This window comes from Hymenobacter segetis, assembly GCF_038448715.1.
Taxonomy (GTDB): Bacteria; Bacteroidota; Bacteroidia; order Cytophagales; family Hymenobacteraceae; genus Hymenobacter; species Hymenobacter segetis.
On record NZ_JBCEVZ010000047.1, the window covers coordinates 18,549 to 37,225 of the forward strand.

13 protein-coding genes are annotated in these 18,677 nt (G+C 62.8%); 4 read left to right on the forward strand and 9 right to left on the reverse strand.

What is annotated here, in order from left to right:
* Positions 1-32: 32 nt before the first annotated feature.
* From AAFH49_RS16465 to AAFH49_RS16480, 4 genes are all read left to right on the forward strand, one after another.
* Entirely contained in the window at positions 33-287 is a 255-nt protein-coding gene (locus AAFH49_RS16465) for a hypothetical protein (RefSeq protein WP_342299883.1), read from the forward strand.
* Complete coding sequence (locus tag AAFH49_RS16470; protein WP_342299885.1) at positions 287-685, forward strand: DUF983 domain-containing protein; 399 nt, start codon at positions 287-289, stop codon at positions 683-685. Before AAFH49_RS16465 ends, AAFH49_RS16470 begins: the two co-directional genes overlap by 1 nt.
* 221 nt (positions 686-906) lie before the next feature.
* Positions 907-4,815: a sensor histidine kinase gene (locus AAFH49_RS16475; protein WP_342299887.1), complete on the forward strand. Its 3,909-nt coding sequence runs from the start codon at positions 907-909 to the stop codon at positions 4,813-4,815.
* 321 nt (positions 4,816-5,136) lie between these two features.
* Positions 5,137-8,994, forward strand: a complete 3,858-nt coding sequence (locus AAFH49_RS16480; RefSeq protein WP_342299889.1) for a hypothetical protein — start codon at positions 5,137-5,139, stop codon at positions 8,992-8,994.
* 10 nt (positions 8,995-9,004) lie between these two features.
* On the opposite strand, the gene AAFH49_RS16485 is transcribed toward AAFH49_RS16480, so the two are convergent.
* From AAFH49_RS16485 to AAFH49_RS16525, 9 genes are all read right to left on the reverse strand, one after another.
* The gene (locus AAFH49_RS16485; RefSeq protein ID WP_342299890.1) at positions 9,005-9,619 is read right to left on the reverse strand and encodes a 3'-5' exonuclease; all 615 of its coding nucleotides are present in this window, start codon (positions 9,617-9,619) and stop codon (positions 9,005-9,007) included.
* Between the two features lie 25 nt (positions 9,620-9,644).
* The gene (locus AAFH49_RS16490; protein WP_342299892.1) at positions 9,645-11,150 is read right to left on the reverse strand and encodes a hypothetical protein; all 1,506 of its coding nucleotides are present in this window, start codon (positions 11,148-11,150) and stop codon (positions 9,645-9,647) included.
* 101 nt (positions 11,151-11,251) lie between these two features.
* On the reverse strand, positions 11,252-13,312 hold the full coding sequence (locus AAFH49_RS16495; RefSeq protein WP_342299893.1) for a beta-N-acetylhexosaminidase: 2,061 nt from the start codon (positions 13,310-13,312) through the stop codon (positions 11,252-11,254).
* Between the two features lie 111 nt (positions 13,313-13,423).
* On the reverse strand, positions 13,424-14,773 hold the full coding sequence (locus tag AAFH49_RS16500; protein ID WP_342299894.1) for a DUF58 domain-containing protein: 1,350 nt from the start codon (positions 14,771-14,773) through the stop codon (positions 13,424-13,426).
* Positions 14,774-14,838: 65 nt separating this feature from the next.
* Complete coding sequence (locus tag AAFH49_RS16505; protein ID WP_342299896.1) at positions 14,839-15,630, reverse strand: SDR family NAD(P)-dependent oxidoreductase; 792 nt, start codon at positions 15,628-15,630, stop codon at positions 14,839-14,841.
* 77 nt (positions 15,631-15,707) lie between these two features.
* Positions 15,708-16,259: a riboflavin biosynthesis intermediates N-glycosidase gene (locus AAFH49_RS16510; protein WP_342299898.1), complete on the reverse strand. Its 552-nt coding sequence runs from the start codon at positions 16,257-16,259 to the stop codon at positions 15,708-15,710.
* Positions 16,260-16,261: 2 nt separating this feature from the next.
* A complete protein-coding gene (locus AAFH49_RS16515; RefSeq protein WP_342299900.1) occupies positions 16,262-17,344 on the reverse strand; it encodes an AAA family ATPase in 1,083 nt (360 codons plus the stop codon).
* The gene (locus AAFH49_RS16520) at positions 17,345-17,608 is read right to left on the reverse strand and encodes a hypothetical protein (protein WP_342299901.1); all 264 of its coding nucleotides are present in this window, start codon (positions 17,606-17,608) and stop codon (positions 17,345-17,347) included.
* A 12-nt stretch (positions 17,609-17,620) separates the two neighbouring features.
* On the reverse strand, positions 17,621-18,677 hold a 1,057-nt coding region (locus tag AAFH49_RS16525; RefSeq protein WP_342299902.1), incomplete at its 5' end, for a DUF4350 domain-containing protein.

Below are 18,677 nucleotides of genomic sequence, written 5' to 3' on the forward strand. Positions count from 1 at the left end.
AACTTTGCGCTAATCCTCGTGTTGATTTAGTTATGAAAAAGCCTTTTTTTGCTGCTGCTTTGGCCCTGCTGTTGGGCGTGATGTTGAGTTTGGCCCCATTAGCGGCCCGGGCGCAATGCACCATGTGTAAATCACAGGTAGAAGCGGCCCGGCAGGAGCGCGACGACTACGATGTGGCCGGTCTTAACAAGGGTATCGTGTACATGATGACCGTGCCCTACATCCTGATGGGGGCGGTAGGTTATTTCTGGTACCGTCGCACGCATCCCAAGGCGGCCAAAGCCTAGTGGAGCACCCCACTACGGCTATTCCATCGACGGGCCGGGCACTGCTGGAATTGCGCTGCCCGCGCTGCCATACCGGTAAGCTGTTTACGCACCCGGCGCTGAGCACCAAGTTTATGGAAATGCCCGAAGCCTGCCCGGTCTGCCGGCAGACCTATGAGCCGGAGCCAGGTTTTTATTACGGCGCGATGTACATCAGCTCGGGTTTTTCGACGGGCGTGCTGCTGGCTATTGGATTTTTGCTCTATTATTTCGCCAGCGACCCGCCGCTGTGGGTGTATGTGACAACGGTGGCGGCGGCCGTGCTGGTCATAACGCCGCTGCTGTTCCGTTACTCACGGGCCGTGATGCTCTACGGTTTTGGCGGCGCTAGCTTCGACCCCCGCTATCTAAGTCGGTAGAAATAAAAGTATTGTGGATTGTGGAAATGCTGCCGAAGGGCAGCATTTTTTATTAGGCTTGGATTTTGCAGGTTCCTTACATTGCAGCCCTTCCGCATCAGGCATTTCATTTGAATAATGATGATGCTTCGGAGAATAGAGGGGCTTCGTGACTAGGTAACGTGTTTACTTTGGGCGTGCTGCCGACGGTGCGCCGGATTAACGATTTCATCTCTTCTTTTTTGCGCCCGACTTCTGCCCTTGGCCCATCCGTAAAATCAGCTTCCTCGTGGCGGCGGCTGCCCTGGCTGTTGTTGCTGGGGGCTGTTTTGTGCTTTGTGGGCGGATATCTGGCCAGCCGCTACGCGCAAACGCCGGGCGTGGTGCAGCGCACCGACGTGGCCCGCCTGCAACAGCTGGTGCGCAACGCCGAAGCCACGGCCCGCCGCGAAGCTGATACGGTAGCCGCCGAGCTGCCACGCGGCAACTACAGCTTCCAAAAGCTCATTGCCCAAACTACGTACCCCACCTGCGTGCTGGAAAACGGAGCACTACGCTACTGGTCCGATGCTACACTGCGGCCCGAGGCGGAAGCGGCTACAACTGCCGCCGAACGGCTGGTAGAAACGCGGGGAGGGCATTTCCTGCAATTGCGCCGACTGGCGGGGCGGTATCTGATTCTCATTTATTTGCCCCTGGAACGGCACTACAGCATCAGCAACCGCTACCTGCGGGAGGGCGGCGAGCAGGCGCTGTTTCGGGGCTTGGAGCTAAAGGTGGTGGCGGATAGCGCGGCCCACGGCCCGGCTCGGTTTGAAGCTCCCGATGGGCATTACCTGTTTTCCATCAGGAGCTTGCAGCCCAACCCGCTCACCGGGCAGTACGTGCCGCTGGGTTTGCTGGCGTTGGGCAGCCTGCTGTATGCTTTGGGGTGGCTGCTGCTGGCGTGGCGCTGCTGGCGGGCCGGACGGGCTATTACTGCCGTGGCCGCGCTGGTGCTGCCGTTGGTGGTGTTGCGGGCACTGCTGCTGTATCTGGGGCTGCCTTATTCTTTTATTGAGCTGCCGTTGTTTGACCCGCGCGTGTATGCGGCGGCGTGGTGGGCTCCTTCGCTGGGGGACTTGCTGCTGGATTCCTTATTGGCCTTGCTCGCCGCCGTGGGAGGCGGGGCGTTGTGGCGGTACTTTCAGGTGCCGCTGCGGGTGCGGGCCCCGCGTGCGCTGAGCCGGCAGGTGGTGGTCGCCGTGGTAGTGGGGGGCGCTTTCTGTGTTTGGCTGGGGCTGTTGTTCAGCTATTACACCACGGTTTTTGGTAGCTCGCAGCTGAGCCTTGATGTGAGCCGGAGCGTGCAGATTACGGGTTTCTGGGTGGTGCTGGCGCTGGCGGTGCTGCTGCACACGGCCGCGTGGCTGGTGGGGCTGTTCGGCCTGACGCAGCTGGCGGGGGCCTTGCTCCAACACGTGCCGCGCCGCCTGCTGCTGCTGGCCCCCGCGCTGGCTACGCTGCCGGTGCTGGGCGCGGGCCTGGTACTGGGGCAGCCGTGGCTGTTGCTGGTGGGCGTTTTGTTAATGTTTGCGGCACTGGTGCGGGCCGTGAACCTGCGGGCCGAGTCCACTATCAGCAACTACCAGTCCTCGGTGCTGCTGGTGCTGCTGCTGGCCCTCACGTCGGCCACCGGGGCGCTGGCTTTATATTCCTGTTTCGAAAAGCAGGTGTTGGTTGATAAGCAGCGTCTGGCGGGTAATCTGCTCGTGGATAACGATTTTCAGGGAGAGTTTCTACTGAGTGAGCAGATGCACAAAATTGCGGTCGACCCCTTTGTGCGCCGCGCTCTCACCGCCGCTTTTGGGCGGCCCGAGGCGGTGCGCGAGCGCATTGCCCGGCAATACCTGAGCCACTATTTCGACAAGTACGAAAGCAATATCACGCTGTATGACGCGGCCGGCGACCCGGTGGGGGCCGCCAAAGGCACGCCCAGCCTGCGCGAAGCCCGCGCGGCCACGGCCCGCATTGCCACGCCCACGGGGCAGGCGGGCGTGTTTCTGGTGCAGTCCGATAATCCGTTTGGCTCGCGGCGCTACGTGGCGCACATCACCGTGCCGGGGCAGCGCGTAGGGGGCTTTGGCCTGCCGCTGGGCGCGGTGCGGGTAGAGCTGACACTCAAAAAGCTCACCTCCTATAGCGTGCTGCCGGAGCTGCTGGTGGACCAGAAGTTCTTCGAGCCTGGCCTGGCTACTGAGTTGAGCTACGCCGGCTACAACCACGGCCGGCTGGTGTACAGCGAAGGTGATTTCGACTACGCCAACCGCCTGCCCACGGCCCTGCTGGCCGAGCCGCGCCTCTACACAACGGGCATTACGCGCAAGGGCTTCCATCAGTTTGCCGTGCGCGGCTCCCTGGACCGCACCGTGGTGGTGACCACGGCGACCTATTCGGCGGGCGACTGGCTGGCTAATTTTTCGTTTCAGTTTCTGCTGTCGACGTTTTTCTGGCTGCTGCTGGGTGGGGCGGCTTTGCTGGTGCGCGGCCGGGCGCTGCCCCGGCTCAATTTCAGCACCCGCATTCAGCTGCTTCTAAACGTGGGCATTGTGGTGCCGTTGCTGGTGGTGAGCGTGGCCACGGCCAGCCAGCTCATCGACTCGTACAAGCGCGACCTGGCCCGGACCTACGAGCGGCGCGGGCAGTTGGCGCTGGAAAGCCTGCGCCGGCAGCGCCACCTGCTCTCCGACAGTACTGCCCGCCCCACGCTGGCCGCGCTAGCCAAAAACGTGGCCGCGCTCACCGAAACCGACCTCAACCTCTACGATGCCCACGGCGAGTTGCTGGCCAGCAGTCAGCCCCTCATTTTCGATGCCGGGCTGCTGGGGCCGCTGGTGAACCCGCAGGCCATGGTGGCGCTGCGCGAGCGCAACCGGCCGCGGGCGCTGCTCACGGAGCGGGCCGGGTCGCTGTCGTTCAATGCGCTGTACCTACCGGTGCGGGCCGGGGCTAGCGAAAAGGTGGCAACCGACCTGGCGGGCCACGCCCTGGGGCATGGGCTGCCGGCGGGCGCAGCTACTGATAAGGCAGTGAAATATTCGGTCAGCTCGCCATTTGACGACGATGATGGGTCGGCGGCTGATGAGATGGACATGCCGACCGGCCCGATTCTGGGGTACGTGGGCATTCCGTTTTTCGACTCGGAAAAGGCACTGAATACCAAGCTGACGGAGCTGTTTACGACTATTCTGAACATCTTCACGCTGATGTTTCTGCTGTTTCTGGGGCTGGCGTATGTGGCGGCGCGGCAGCTCACGGCTCCCCTCAAGCTCATTACGGAGAAGCTTACGAAGACCACGCTTACCGGCGAAAACGAGCTGCTGGATTACCGTAGCTCCGACGACGAAATCGGCCTGCTGGTGCGCGAGTACAACGCCATGCTCACCAAGCTGGAGGCCAGCAAGCGCGAGCTGGCCGCCCAGGAAAAAGAGGCGGCCTGGCGCGAAATGGCCCGGCAGGTGGCCCACGAAATCAAGAACCCGCTCACGCCCATGAAGCTGAGCCTGCAATTCCTGCAAAAAGCCATTGCCGAGCGCCGGCCCAATGCCGAGGAGCTCATCGGGCGCATCAGCCAGACGCTCATCACCCAGATTGACGTGCTGAGCGACATCGCCACTAGTTTCAGCACCTTCACCAACCTGCCTACCATGCGCCCCGAGCGGCTGGACGTGGCCGCCGTGCTGCGCCGCTGCGCCGGCCTGCATCAGCCCGATACCGACGACGGCGCGCTGGCCCTGCACCTGCCGCCTGATGCCGAAACCGGCCGCTACGTGGTGTTTGCCGATGAAAACCTGCTGGTCCGTACCTTCAACAACCTGCTGATAAACGCCCGCCAGGCCGTGCCCGAAGGCCGCGCCCCGCACATCGACGTGAGTTTGGAAGCGGCCGGCGCGGGCAGTGTCCGGGTGGCCATCCGCGACAATGGCGCGGGCATTCCGGAGGAGGTGCGCGAGAAGGTGTTCGTGCCCAACTTCACTACCAAGGCCAGCGGCTCGGGCATTGGGCTGGCGGTGGCCAAGCGCGGCATTGAGAGCGCGGGGGGCAAAATCTGGTTTGAAACCGAAGTGGGGGAGGGGACGGACTTCTTCATCGAGCTGCCGCTGGCGGGGTAAGCGGGTGCTGGCAACAAGTCGTCCGGAAGCTCCGGCAAGTCGTCCGATGCCGTCGGCAAGGCATCCGACAGGCCCGGCAAGTCGTCCGGAAGGCCCGGCAAGCCATCCGGAAGGCCCGGCAAGCCTGTGGATGCCGCCGGCAAGGCATCCGGAAGCTCCGGCAAGTCGTCCGACAGGCCCGGCAAGTGGTCGGATGAAGCCGGCAAGGCATCGGGAGAGCCGGGCAAGCCGGCGGAAAGGCCCGGCAAGCTGTGCGCAGGGGCCGGGCACCAAACTTCTCGGGTGGAGCGTTGTGCGCCTGCCAACCCCGACCTTTACCACATGATTCGTCGCTTACGCCTGTGCTTCCCCCTGGTGGGCCTGCTCGTCGCGGCGCTGTTTTTTATGAATCGGGAGGCGTGGGCGCAGGCGCGGCCGGCTAAAACGGGCGAAGCGCCGCCGCCCAGCACCCGGCGCTGCCGCTGGGTGCGCCTCGCGCCGGGCCGCGATACGACCAGCTTCGCGCTCCTGGATTCGCTCACGGTGGTGCCGTCGTCGGTGGTCATCAATGGACGCGGGGCGGACTATGACGGGCGCACCGACCGCTACCGCTGGGTGCGCGCCGCGCCGCGCGACAGAAGCGGCGCGGCGCGGCCCGATTCCATTCTGGTGTGCTATCGGGTGCTGCCGCTACGGCTCACGGCGGCCCGCTTCCGGCGGCCCCGCAGCCTGATGGACAGTTTGGGCTTCCGGCAGGTGATTTCGCGGTTCGAGGATTTCTCGGTAAAAGAGCAGATTCTGAACACGCCGGGCGTGAGTAAAACGGGGAATCTGAGCCGGGGGCTGAGCTTTGGCAATACCCAGAACGTGTTTGTGAACTCGGCCCTGAACCTGCAATTGGAAGGCCAGCTGGCCGAGAATATTCACCTCACGGCCGCTATTTCTGACCAGAACGTACCCTTTCAGCCCGAAGGAAATACCCAACAGCTCCAGCAGTTCGACAAAATCTACATCACCCTCACCAACCCCAACTGGAACCTGACGGCCGGCGACGTGGTGCTGCGCAACAAGCCCGACTACTTCCTGCGCTACTACAAAAACATCCAGGGCGCGGCCGTGGAGGCCAATTTCGGCCCGCCCATCGTGGGGCTGAGCGGCTTCGGGGCAACGCAGGGCGTGGCCAACGCGGTGTTTCTGAACGGCGTGGCCGGGCAGGTGCCGGGCAGTGGGGTGGCCGGGCCGTCGCCGGCCACGCTCAACCCGCCGGCCATCAGCCAGCCCCAGCTCACGGACCCTAACCGGCAGGTGCCCGGCACCGGCGCGCCGCTTGGAGGCGACCAGACCGGTGTGACGGGCACGACGGTGAGCAGCGCCGGGGTACGCAAGGGGCTGGCGTGGCGCTCCTCCACGTCGATAGCGGGCGGAGTGGCGAAGGGCAAATTTGCCAGTATTCAGGTGCCGCCCATCGAGAACGTGCAGGGGCCGTACCGGCTCAATGGGCCGAATGGGGAGCAGTTCATCATCGTGCTGGCCAACTCGGAGAAGGTGTATCTGGATGGCCGCCTGCAAACCCGGGGCTTCGATGCCGACTACACCATCGACTACAATTTGGCCGAAGTCACGTTCACGCCGCGCCACCTCATCACCCGCAACTCGCGCATCAAGATTGATTTCGAGTATTCCGACCTCAACTATTCCCGCTCGCTGGTGGCCGCCAGCCACTACCAGCAGCTGGGCCGCCTGAACGTGCATGCCAACCTCTACCAGGAAGCCGACAACCCCGACAATGCCCCCAACCTCAACCTGAACGACACCCTGCGCGCCGCCCTGCGCCGGGCCGGCAACGTGGCCGTGGCCACCGCCACCGGCGGCGATTCGGTGGCCTATGACCGCCGCATTGTGCAGTACCACCGCGAGCTGCGCGTATCGGGCAGCCAGCGCGTGCCGGTGTTTACCTACGTGGGGGCCGATGTGCCGATTGACTCGCTGCGCGGCTCTTACACGGTGCGCTTCACCGACGTGGGCCAGGGCAACGGCGATTATGTCCGTAGTACTAACCCGCGCTTCCTCACCACTAACGGCACCGTGTACGAGTATCTGGGGCCGGGCCTGGGCCGCTACCGCCCGGTGCGCCTCATCCCCACGCCGCTGCTGAAACAGATGGTGACCGCCGGCCTCAGCTACCAGTTGGACAGCAGCACCACGGTTTTCGCCGACGTGGCCCGCTCGCGCCTCGACCGCAACCGCTTCTCGACCGAGAGCGACCAGGACGGGGCCATGCACGTGGGCTACGCGGTGCAGGACCGCCGCCTGCCCGCCGCGCTGGTCACGGGTATTTTGAAGGATTACCGCCTGCGCTCGACCCTGGATTATGAGTACACGGGCAAGCGTTTTTCGCCGATAGACCGCTACCGCGACATTGAGTTTGACCGCAACTGGAGCAACGTAAGCACCACGGCCACTACCGGCACCACCCCGGTGGCGCGGGAGGATAATATCTTCAATTTCAGCGCGGGGGTTAATAAAGACGCGAACAATGGCGTGAACTACCGCCTGAGCCGCCGCTTCCGGCCGGGCGAGGTGAACGGGCTGCAGCACTGGCTGGACGCGGCCCAGAAAGTGGGCAACCTGGAGATGCGCGGCTCGCTGTTTCTGCTGAATTCGGATGCCGGCCGCTTCCATTCCAACTGGGCGCGGGGGGAGGCTACGGGCCGCTTCGTGGGCGGTAGAATTGTGCCGGGCTACGCCTATCGGTTCGATAAAAACCGGGTCACGTCGGCCACCACGGATACGATTCGCTCGGCCAATTATTTCGATGAGCACGACGTGTTTATCCAGAGCCGCGACTCGGCCCGCACCCAGTTCCGCCTCGACTATACCTACCGCCGGGACCAAACCCCCAACGCCGAGCAAAACGCCCTGCAACGGCGCGGCACCGCCCAAACCTGGCAGGGCACCTTGGCCTCGCGCTTAGGAAAAACGCAGGACATCCGGGTACTGGGCACCTTCCGCGACCTTGATTCCCTAGGGCTGGCCCGCAACCGCACCGTCCTCGGCCAGGTGTTCTACAACGCCGGCCTGCTGCAAAACCAGATTCGCTCCGAGCTGAACTACAGCGTGGCCACCGGCCGCGAGTTGAAGCGCGACTACTCGTTTCTGGCCGTGCCGGCGGGGCAGGGCACGCATTACTACGCCGGCGACCTCAACGGCAACAACCGCGAGGATAAGGACGAGTTTTTCGAGGCCCAGACGCCGGATGCGCAGTACCGCACCTACATCAAAGTGTACCTGCCCACCACCGATTACATCACCGCCTTCACCAACCGGCTGGCCTACCGCCTCACCACGGCCGCCCCGCGCGGCTGGCGCGAAGCCGGCGGCTGGCGGGCCGCGGCCTCACGCTTCGCCACACTCACCAGCATCACCGTGGACCGCCGCACCACCGACCCGTCGGTGCTCAAACGGCTCAGCCCGTTTAGCTTCGATAAAGAGGATAACCAGCTGCTGGCCTTCAATCAGCTGTTTCGGAATACGCTGTATTTTAATCGGTCGAACCCCATTTTCGGGGCTGAATTCACGGTGCAGCAGACGCAGCAGAAGACGCTGCTGGCGCAAGGTTCCGACCTGCGCAACCTCACCACCCAGAGCCTGCTGCTGCGCCGCACGCTGGCTACCTCGTTCACGGGTCGGCTCACTGGCTCGCGCGACATTCGCGAAGCCACTAGCAGCTACCTGCTGGCCCGCAACTACCGCCTGCTGATTTACGCCATCCAGCCCGAAATCAGCTACCAGCCCACGCCCTCCCTGCGCCTGACGGGCACCTACGCCCACACCTTCAAGCAAAATACCCTCGATGCGCCCCTGGCCACGCTGCCTACGCCCACGCCGGCCGAAACCCATCCCGGCCTTTTCGATGACCTCGGCCTCGAAGCCCGCCTGAGTCAGGTAAGTAAGCGCACCATTTCGGCCGCCACACACTTCACCCGCGTGCAGTTCGACGTGGACCCCGCCGCGCTCAACTCCGTGGTGGCCATTGAAATCCTCAATGCCCTGCGCCCCGGCAGCAACTTCACCTGGAACCTGAACGTGGAGCAGCGCCTCAGCAACGGCCTCAACATCACGCTGGCCTACGACGGCCGCAAAGCCAGCAACCTCAACACCGTGCACACCGGCCGCATGCAGGTGGCCGTGCTGTTTTAAAGCCGAAAAACTAGCGGGCCAAAGCCATGCGCTGCTTCGCCGCCCGGGCCGCCAGCCCGGCCGTGAGCTCACGCTGCTTGAAGCACAGCGGCAGGGCCGTGCCCGAACGGAAGGCCCGCACTGTGATTTCGGCGCAGGCGCGGGCGTCGCTCAGCGCATCGTGGTGGCTGAGGGGAATGCCGAACTGGCCGGCTACGTGGTCGAGCTTGTGGCGCTCGAAGTGGGGCCAGCACACCTTGGCCAGCTTCACCGAGCACAGGGCGTGGAAGGCGGGAATGGGCAGGCCGAAATCGCGGCAAGTGTATTCGAGCACGCTCACGTCAAAGGCCGAATTGTGAGCCGCCACGGGCTGCTGGTGCAGGTAGGGCAGGAGCTGGGCCCATACATCGGCCAGGCTGGGGGCGTGGTGCAGCTCGGCTTCCGAGATGCCGTGCACCTGCTGGTTGCGCCAGTCCATGCGTAGCACGCGGGGGCGGAGCAGGGTGGCGTAGGTTTCCACAATCTGACCGCCGCGCACCCGCACTACGCCCACGGCGCAGGCACTGTCGCGGCGCTCGTTGGCGGTTTCAAAGTCGATGGCCGTAAAGTCAAGGTTGGCCAGCGCCCGGGTAATTTCTGCTTGCATAATAGGCAAGTTAGCCGTTGCGGGGCTAATCTGAGCTATTGACCCGAGGTAATTGAGCGGCGGGCAGGGGCGGCGTGGCCGCGTCGCAGCACACATTGGGCACCTCGAAGTAGCGTTCCATCACGCCGTTAATATTGCCCGCACAGCCCGGCGTGAGGTCGATATCAAACTCAATATCGGAGCTGAATTGCCGGAGCGGAGCCAGCACCCGGCCGTAGGGCAGGCGTAGCGGCGGCAGCGTTACTTGAGGCGTGCCAGCGCGGTGCGCCGTCCGCAACGCGCCAAAGCGGGCCTGCATCTGAGCATCAAATGGAGCAGCACTAGTGGCCAGCTCCCGCCAGGCTTCCGGGGTATGGCCGGCCCCGAACAAGCCGATGAAAAGCAGGAGTGAAAGCAGTTGCAGCGGTAGCTGCCGGGCCTTGTCCCCACTAGATGAAGACAGAAGCTGCTGCCCCACTAGCCACCCCAGCCCAGCCGTTGAGAGCAGGAGCACAAGCAAAATTTCGTTCTGTGCCCGGGGCAGCGGAGGCCCAACTACAAGGTGACGGAACAGCAGAAAACCGATAAAATTCACTGTGCCAAAAGCCAACATTATCGCGACCCATTGCCAACGGGAAAGCGAAACCAAGGCTTGGCTATACTTTAATTGATGTCGGCCAATCCATGCCCCGGTTAGCCCAGCAGCCAGCATACTCGATACAATCAGCGGCTTGACAAGAAACTGCAGCATCGAATAAGCGGCGCGAGGGAGCAGCACGAGCCAGCGGTAGGTGTGGTAGGGGTCAGAGGGCGGGGCCATGGCGGCTATGCGCGCCCAGTTGCCGGGGGCCGCCGCCGCCAGCGCCGTAGCCGCTGCCCCGATGCCCAGCCATAGCACCAGCTTGGGCCGGGCCACCTTTGGCAGGGCGAAACCCAGCAGCGCCAGCACGGGTACGGCCTGCACCAGCGTCAGCTCATTGCCAGTGAGGGCCAGCACCAGCGGTAGGCAGGCCAGTCCTGCATTACGCCACCTCGCTGCCTCCGGGCCCCAGCCCGCCCGCAGGGCCAGCGCCGTGAAATTCAGCAAACCCATCAGAGGCAACTGATAGGCCACTATGCCGCAAAACCAGTACAGGAACGAGAACGGCGAGGGCGCAGCATTGCAGAACAGTGCCAATAGCAGCCCCGCCGCCCAAAGTGCCTGGCTCCAAGAGCAGGCGCGGCGCAAAGCCGTATGCCACAGCGCCCGCAGCAAATGCGCCAGACTAGTCCATAGCGCAGCAAACGCACCAGCCGCCACCACCTTCACGCCGCCCAGCCAGCCATAGGCCACCGGGTTCAGCACCGTCATGATGAAGGTGGTGGTGAAGCGCCCGGTCCAGGTTTGAAACAGCCACAGCTGCACGCCCCAGGTGCCGTGCTCCCGCATCCAGTACCCATTGCGGAAGTCGTCGAAAAACGGCTGATTGAAGGCGCAGAGCAGCAGGAAGGGCATCAGCGCCAAGATGATGCCCAGGCGCGGAAGTACTAAACGTAACGGAGAAGTAGGCAAAGCAAGATTGGTATAGAGATGCATAATTGCGTCTCGTCGTCGAACGATGGGGGGCACTATACAGACGTCGCCGTTCAACGACGAGACGCAAATATGCGTCTCTACAGCCCCGCCAGCTTGCGGGCGGCTTTCACCACGGCAAGCTCGGCTTGGCCGGCGGGGGCCTGCGTGGCATCCAGCGTGGCGCGGGCGGCGGCCAGCCAGGCCAAGGAGGGCGTCTGGCCAGTTTGCAGTTGCGTGAGGCGCTCCAACACAACAGTTGCCACGGCGGCAAGCCGGGTGGAGAGAGGGCCGTACTCGGTCAGGCTTGGATTAGCAGCGAGCAGGGGTTGGAGCAATACATCATTCGCCTGCCAGCGCACGGCCTGGGCCCGCAATGTGGCCATTTGGCGCAGCGAGGCGGGCAGCCAGTTCGGCGCAGCCGGCTTGAAAGCCACCACGCTATCCACCAGCCCGGCAAAGCGGCGGGCCACTTCAGACTCGGCCGGGGCCGCGTCCACTAGGCGGTTTAGCGGAGTAGCCGTCGTGTAGTTGAAGCCCTGAAAATTGCGCTTGTACTCCTTCACCGGTTCAATAACTTCAGCCAGCGTGCGCAGAGGAACCACGTTGCTGCTGCCGGCCATTTGCTTCAACAGTAGCTCAGGCACGCGCCGATGGCGCAATCCCAGCGTTTCCAGCTGGGGCGACAATATGTTCAGTCGACGGTACACATCGGCTACGCTCTGGGTAGCCGCTTGCGGCGACCACAGCCGCTCGGCCACGGCCCCCGCCCGGGGCCAGATACGCGAATCAAGCACCACCGAGTCGGCGTATTCGGCCCACATAGCGGCCTCACCGCCCAGCACCAGCTTTTGCTCGGCGGGGGTGAGGGGCGTGTCGGGTGGCAGCGGGTCCGTGGTGTAGGAACTGGCCGCGGTCAGGTTCAAATCCAGATAATAGCCACTCGAGAGCAGTACCGGGTGGCCGAGTTTGGCGGCATCGTTCAGGCCTTTTTTGCCGCGCCAGCTTTGGATAACGGCTTCTTTCGGCAGGTCGGGGCCGAGGATTTCATCCCAGCCAATCATGGTTTTGCCGCGCTTTTGCAGTAGCACCATCACGCGGCGGTTGAAGTAGGTTTGCAGCTGGTGCTTGTCCACGGTTTTGCCGTCGGCCTTCACCATTTTGTGGGCCTGCATCCAGGCCACGATGCGCGGGGTGCGCCGCCAGTTGCGGCCGTCGTTCTCGTCGCCGCCGGCGTGGAAATAAGGGTCCGGAAACAGCGTCGTCATCTCCGTCAGCAGCGAATCGATGAACGTGTAAGTCGTTTCGCGGGTGGGGTCGATGGCTACGTTGGTGGTGCGCCAGCGCGTGTAAGGCGCGTACACTGAGTCGTTGGAAGCCAGGCGCGGGTAGGCCACAATCCAGCTGGTGGTGTGGCTGGGCATGTCGAACTCCGGCACCACCCGAATACCGCGCGCCGCCGCGTAGGCCACCACCTCGCGCACTTCGGCTTGGGTGTAAAAAAGCCCGTCGGTGCTGCCCACCGTCTGCAAACGCGGAAAAACCTTGCTCTCGATGCGGAAGCCCTGGTCATCGGTGAGGTGCCAGTGCAGCACGTTCAGCTTCACGGCCGCCATACCGTCGAGGTTGCGCTTGATGACGGCCACGGGCATGAAGTGCCGCGCCGCGTCAATCAACAGCCCGCGCCAGGCAAAGCGGGGCTGGTCGCGGATGTCGACTTCGGGCAAATAGCGCACTTTTTTATCGGTGCGCGGCAGTTGCTCCAGCGTGGCCAGCGCCCGCAGCACCCCCAGGCTGGTGGGGGCGTCGATGCTCACGCCCATCGGCGTCACGCGCAGCGAATACCGTTCCTCGTCAAACAGCTCGGGCCGGCCCACGCGGCCATAGCGGATTTGCAGTGTGGCCGAACCAATCACTTTCGTGGCTGGCGAGAGGCGGCCGATGGTACGTCTCACCGCATCTGCCACCGCCGGGTCCACAGGAGTTGGCAACAGCGGTTTCAAAGTCGCTTTCAGTAGCAGCCGGCCCTGACCGTAATTGGCTTCGGCGGGCAGTGGCAGCAGGGTAGTGGGCGCAGTTTGGGCCGCAATTGGGCGCGTCGTCAGCACCAGCAGTAGCACCAGCCATTTCATCCATTCGCTTGCTTTACCGGCCTTCCACATTGTATTCAGTTATCTATGATTTCCCCACCGCCTACAAATAGTCGTCCACAACCGCAGGTCAGCGCAAGCTAAAATCTGTAAAATCCGCGAAAATCCGAGCGAATTCGTGGTCTATATTAGTCCCCGGGCTTTGAATTCCAGGTATTTATTAATGGTATTCGCCGTCAAGTCCTTTGGCGCGGTCAGGAGCGAATAAATGCCGTAGCGCTGCAATTCGAGCACAATCTGGTGTTTCTCCTGGGCGAATTTCTCGGCAATGGTCTGGTTGTACACTTCTTCCGTAGTGGCGGCTGGAGTTTCCAGGAAGGCCCGTAGCTCGGTATTCTCAAAGAACACCACCAGCAGCAGATGGTCCTTGGCCAGGCGGCGCAGGTAGGGCAGCTGGCGCTGCATGCCGTGCAGCGTTTCGAAATTGGTGAACAGAATCAGCAAGCTGCGCTGCTTGATTTTGGCCCGCACCGTGGCGTAGAGCAGTTCGAAATCGGTTTCGAGGTACTTGGTTTTCTGGCGGTAGAGGATTTCGAGCAGCTTCAGCAGGTGGCCGGGGCGACGGTCGGCGGCCAGCGCGGCACCGGGGCGGTTCGAGAAGGTGAGCAGGCCAGCCTTGTCGTGCTTGAGCAGGGCAATGTTGCTGACGACCAGCGTGGCGTTGATGGCGTAGTCGAGCAAACTCAACCCGTCAAACGGCATGCGCATCACGCGGCCTTTGTCAATCAGGCAATATACCTGCTGGGCGCGCTCGTCCTGGAAGTGGTTCACCACCAGCGCGTCATCGGCTCCGGTGCCGGCGCGGCGGGCGGTAGCCTTCCAGTTCATGCTGCGCGGGTCGTCGCCAGCCACGTAGGGCCGAATTTGCTCAAATTCCATGCTGTGGCCCACGCGCCGGATGCGCTTCACGCCCACCTCCGTGAGGCGGTTGTGAATGGCCAGCAGCTCGTACTGCCGCATTTGCAGGAAGGAAGGGTACACCGGCACCACCTTGCCCTGCGCGTAGCGAAACCGCCGCCGCACCAGCCCCAGCGGCGAGGCCGCGTAAATATTCAGCGCCCCAAACTCGTATTCGCCGCGCTTGGTAGGGCGCAGCTGGTAGTCGATAATCTGCGTTTCGCCGGGCCGGATACTAGTTTTAAATAGCACATCGCGCCGCTGGAACTGGTGCGGAATCTCGTCAATCGTCTCGGTCTGGATGGGAAACCGGTAACGGTTTTCGAGGTAAATCCGCACGTCGTTGTCCGAGCCGTTGGCCAGCTTCTCGCCCAGCACCCGCCGGCCAAATACCGGCGCAGTCTGCCCTTTAGCCGGTGCATAGAGTAGCAGCGCATCGAGCAGCGCCAACACTACAAACAGGCCGAGCGCGATTTTCATCGGTCCCAGCAGCCACGGCAGAAAAAAAGCCACCACGAAACCGGTGGCAATAGCCCCCAGCACCTGGAAAAATCGGGAAGTAAGAAAGAGCGTCAAGGGTAGCCGGGGTGAAGGGAAAGGCAATATTCGGCAATTTCACCTCAAGTCTACACGATAATACTTTACACCGCGCTACGCACGATGCCGCCGTCCACGCGCAGCGCCGCGCCGTTGATGGCGCCGGCGAGCGGACTGGCTACGAACACCGCAAAATCAGCAATTTCTTTGGGCTGGATGAGCCGGCCGATGAGCGACGTGGGCCGGTTTTCGGCCATGAAGCGGCGCTCGGCGGCGGCGTAGTCAGTTTCGTCGGGGAATACCTGGCGGATGAATTCTTCCACACCGGGCGTGTGCGTCGAGCCGGGCATGAGCGTATTCACCGTCACGGCGGTGCCTTTTGTCAGCTCGGCCAGACTGCGCGAAATGGAGAGCTGCATGAGCTTGGTAGCACTGTAGTGGGCCATTTCGGGAGCCGGGTTCAGGGCCGATTCGCTGCTGATGAACAGGATACGGCCGGTGTTGCGGGCCAGCATGCCGCGCAGGTAGTGGCGGCTCAGGCGCACGCCGCTCATCATGTTCACCTCAAACAGCCGCTGCCAGGCCTCGTCGGTGGTGTCGAAGAAATCGGTGGCCTCGTAGATGCCCAGGTTGTTGATGAGCACGTCCACTTCAGGGTATTGCGCGATGGTGCGGGCGGTGCCTTCCGCCGTGCCGTTATCAGCGGCCAGGGGCAGCAATTGGGCCTTTGGAAACTCCTGTTGCAGCTCGGCAATGGCCTGCGTCACGCTGGCCTCGGAGCGGCCGTTGATGATGACTTTGGCTCCTTCGCGGGCATAGGCGCGGGCCATTTCCAGGCCAATGCCGCCGGTGGAAGCGGTGATGAGAACGGTTTTATCGGTGAGTTGAACGTCCATGATGCGGCGAGTGGGGATTAGAATAGCCGGCCGAAATGCGGGCTGAATGAGGGATAACCCGCGACGGCCGTCCCCGGTTATCGCCGCCGCAATTCGTCCCGCACTTCCATTAGGGCAAAGCCTAGCAGATTCGGCCCCAGCCAGCGACTAGGATTTGCGGCATCGGCCGCATCAGCGGCCAGCCCAATGCCCCAAATGGTATCCACCGGACTGGCTTCAACCAGCACCCGGTCATTGGTGGAAAGCAGAAATTTCGCCAGATTCGGGTGCTGCCCGAACTTGTGAAGGTTGCCGGCTATCACGATTTCTACCTTGCGCGCCTCCCAGGTTTCGGCTTCGAAATTCTGGATTTCGCGACCCAGCTTTTTGGCTTCAGCCGGGCTTTTGGCAGCCAGAATTTGGGCCAAGGTATTATCGTCATTGAACAGCCGCGCCTTTTCGGCCATCATCCAATGCTCGGTTGACCGGTAGGTGATACCCGCAACCACAAAATCGGCCAGCCACCATTGGCTCAGGCAGGATTTGGTGATGCTGCCGTCTTTGCTGGGCTGGTTACCCCAGAAGAACAGGTACTTGACGCGGACATCCTGCGCCAGCTGGTCTAGCAGCCACTCGGTGGAATACTTCATGCTTACCGTGGCACTTCCACACTCTGGACAATCTGCTTCACCACCTCATCGGGCGTGCCGCCTTCCATCTCGCGCTCCGGCGTGAGCATGATGCGGTGGCGCAACACGCTGGGGGCCAGGAATTGCACGTCTTCGGGCGTCACGAAGTCGCGGCCGCGCAGGGCGGCCAGGGCTTTGGCGCCGTTCAGCAGGGCCAGCGAGGCGCGGGGCGACGCGCCCAGGTACAGCGACTTGTGCGCCCGCGTCTGACCCACCAGTTTGGCGATGTATTCCAGAATATTAGCCTCCACGCGCTGCTGGCGCACTTGCTGGCGCAGCTGGGCCAGGTCGGTGGCGCTGAGGATGGGCTGCACGGCCTCCAGGTTGGTGCTGCCCTGGCCGCCGTGGTGGCCGGTCAGAATCTGCACTTCCTCAGCCAAAGTGGGGTAGCCCACGTGTAGCTTAAACAGGAAGCGGTCGAGCTGGGCCTCGGGCAGGCGGTAGGTGCCTTCCTGCTCGATGGGGTTCTGGGTGGCCAGTACCAGGAAGGGCTCCTGCATGGCGTAAGTGGTGCCGTCTTGGGTCACAGTGCGCTCCTCCATCACCTCAAACAGAGCCGATTGCGTCTTGGCGGGGGCGCGGTTGATTTCGTCAATCAGCACCACGCTGGCAAAAATGGGGCCGGGCCGAAACTCGAAATCGGCCTTGTTCTGCCGGAACACGGAGGTGCCCAGCACGTCGCTCGGCATCAAATCGGGGGTGAACTGGATGCGGCTGAACGGCACGGCCAGCGTACGGGCCAGCAGCTTGGCCATAAGGGTCTTGGCCACGCCGGGCACGCCTTCGAGCAGGACGTGGCCATCGGCCAGCACGGCGGTGAGCAGCAGCTCCAGCAAATCGGTCTGGCCGACGATGATTTTGCCGATTTCCTGCCGGATGGCTTCAGTTTGGGCCGTGAGGCGGGCGAAATCGGTGCGCGGGGCGAAAGCTGCTTCGGGAGCGGCGGCTGTTGCACTGGCAGTTTCGGTGGTTACCGAAGCGGCAACAGATTCAGGCGGTGCCGTGATGGGCGATTGGGGAGTCAGGTCGAGGTTTTCGGGTTCCATCTACAAAGTGCTGGCGTAGCCAAGTAAGGTCTGAGCGGTTTCGTCGTCGGCGCAAACCTGCCGTAGGTCAGTAAGAATTTTTTTGGCGTATTCGGCCGCAACGAGGTTTTTATGGTAAAGCTTGAGGTCCTGCAATAATTCGCCGATATCGTACCAGTCGATATCGGCCAGCAATTCCTTTTCCTGCGCCAGGGCTTGTTTTTTGAACAGGTGATTATCCCAGCGGTACTTGATGAGGATGGCAAGTTTGGCCACGGTAAGCATGACGAAAAGTAGTTAGCGGCGGGCTTCGCGTTTGAAATCAGTTAGCGCCCTGCTCAATTGCAGCAATTGCTGGTCGTTCATCTGCGGGGCGGTGCGGGCGAAATTCACCAGTCGCAGCAGCTCATCAACGCGGGAACGGGTCAGGCCGGATTTCTGGCTGAGCCGTTCCCGAAAGTCCTCATCGCCAAAATCCGGGCTCGTTTCCTGGAAGCGGGTGCGCAGGTAATCCATAAACAGCCCGACCTTTTTCTCCGCAATCAGCGCGTGGCTGCTGCCCTGGCGGTAGAGGCTGGCGACAGTGCGCGTAAATAGCAAGGTGGTATTCGGCAGTGGCTTGAGTGTGGGAATAATGCGCTGCCGCCGCCGTGCCTCCACCAACACAAACAATATCCCGCCGATAATGAGCAGGTACCAGGCCGTGTTCAGGGCTTCGTGGCCGCTCACGAGACGCAGCAGTGACTGGTTGCCGAGGCGGCCCTGCTTCTGGTATTCATCCCACCAAGTGGGCCGGGCGGGCAGGTAGGAGAGAGCCGTGGCCGAAAATTGGCTGCTGGCGGGCCGCAGCACAAACTGGTTGGTGAAAGCAATGGGCACCGAGCACATATACACGTGCCCCCGGCCGTAATCGAGGCGCACAAACACGGGGCGGCCCTGCGCATCGGTGGCCAGGGCGCGGCCCACGCGGCCCGAATCTACCAAGAAGCGCACGTTAGCATCGCCGCCCGGCAGGCGGTAGCGCGGGCCCGCCAGCGCGGGGTTGGTGAAGCGCACCGTCACCGAATCGGGCACGGGCAGACCGCGCGGGCCGGCGTGGGTGGGCAGCTTCACCAGGCGCGTGCGGATGCCCAGCGTATCGAGCAGCGCGCTGGTGGAATCGCCAAAATTCTCGGCCACGATGAATACGTCGTTGCCATTAGCGATGAAGCGCAGCAGGGCGTGTGCGTCGGCCTTGCTCGCCGCAAATTCGGTGTTCACAAACAGATAGTTGGCGCGGGCTTGGCGCAGGTGTTCTTCTACCCAGTCGTGTTCCGGCTCCTCTTCGTCGTCTGAATTTTCATTTTGGGCGGTG

Excerpts from the sequence above, each read along its gene's own strand:
- AAFH49_RS16515 (WP_342299900.1), bottom strand. The coding sequence starts at position 17,344 with ATGGAACCCGAAAACCTCGACCTGACTCCCCAATCGCCCATCACGGCA.
- AAFH49_RS16495 (WP_342299893.1), bottom strand. The coding sequence starts at position 13,312 with ATGTGGAAGGCCGGTAAAGCAAGCGAATGGATGAAATGGCTGGTGCTA.
- AAFH49_RS16520 (WP_342299901.1), bottom strand. The coding sequence starts at position 17,608 with ATGCTTACCGTGGCCAAACTTGCCATCCTCATCAAGTACCGCTGGGAT.
- AAFH49_RS16485 (WP_342299890.1), bottom strand. The coding sequence starts at position 9,619 with ATGCAAGCAGAAATTACCCGGGCGCTGGCCAACCTTGACTTTACGGCC.
- AAFH49_RS16480 (WP_342299889.1), top strand. The coding sequence starts at position 5,137 with ATGATTCGTCGCTTACGCCTGTGCTTCCCCCTGGTGGGCCTGCTCGTC.
- AAFH49_RS16465 (WP_342299883.1), top strand. The coding sequence starts at position 33 with ATGAAAAAGCCTTTTTTTGCTGCTGCTTTGGCCCTGCTGTTGGGCGTG.
- AAFH49_RS16505 (WP_342299896.1), bottom strand. The coding sequence starts at position 15,630 with ATGGACGTTCAACTCACCGATAAAACCGTTCTCATCACCGCTTCCACC.
- AAFH49_RS16510 (WP_342299898.1), bottom strand. The coding sequence starts at position 16,259 with ATGAAGTATTCCACCGAGTGGCTGCTAGACCAGCTGGCGCAGGATGTC.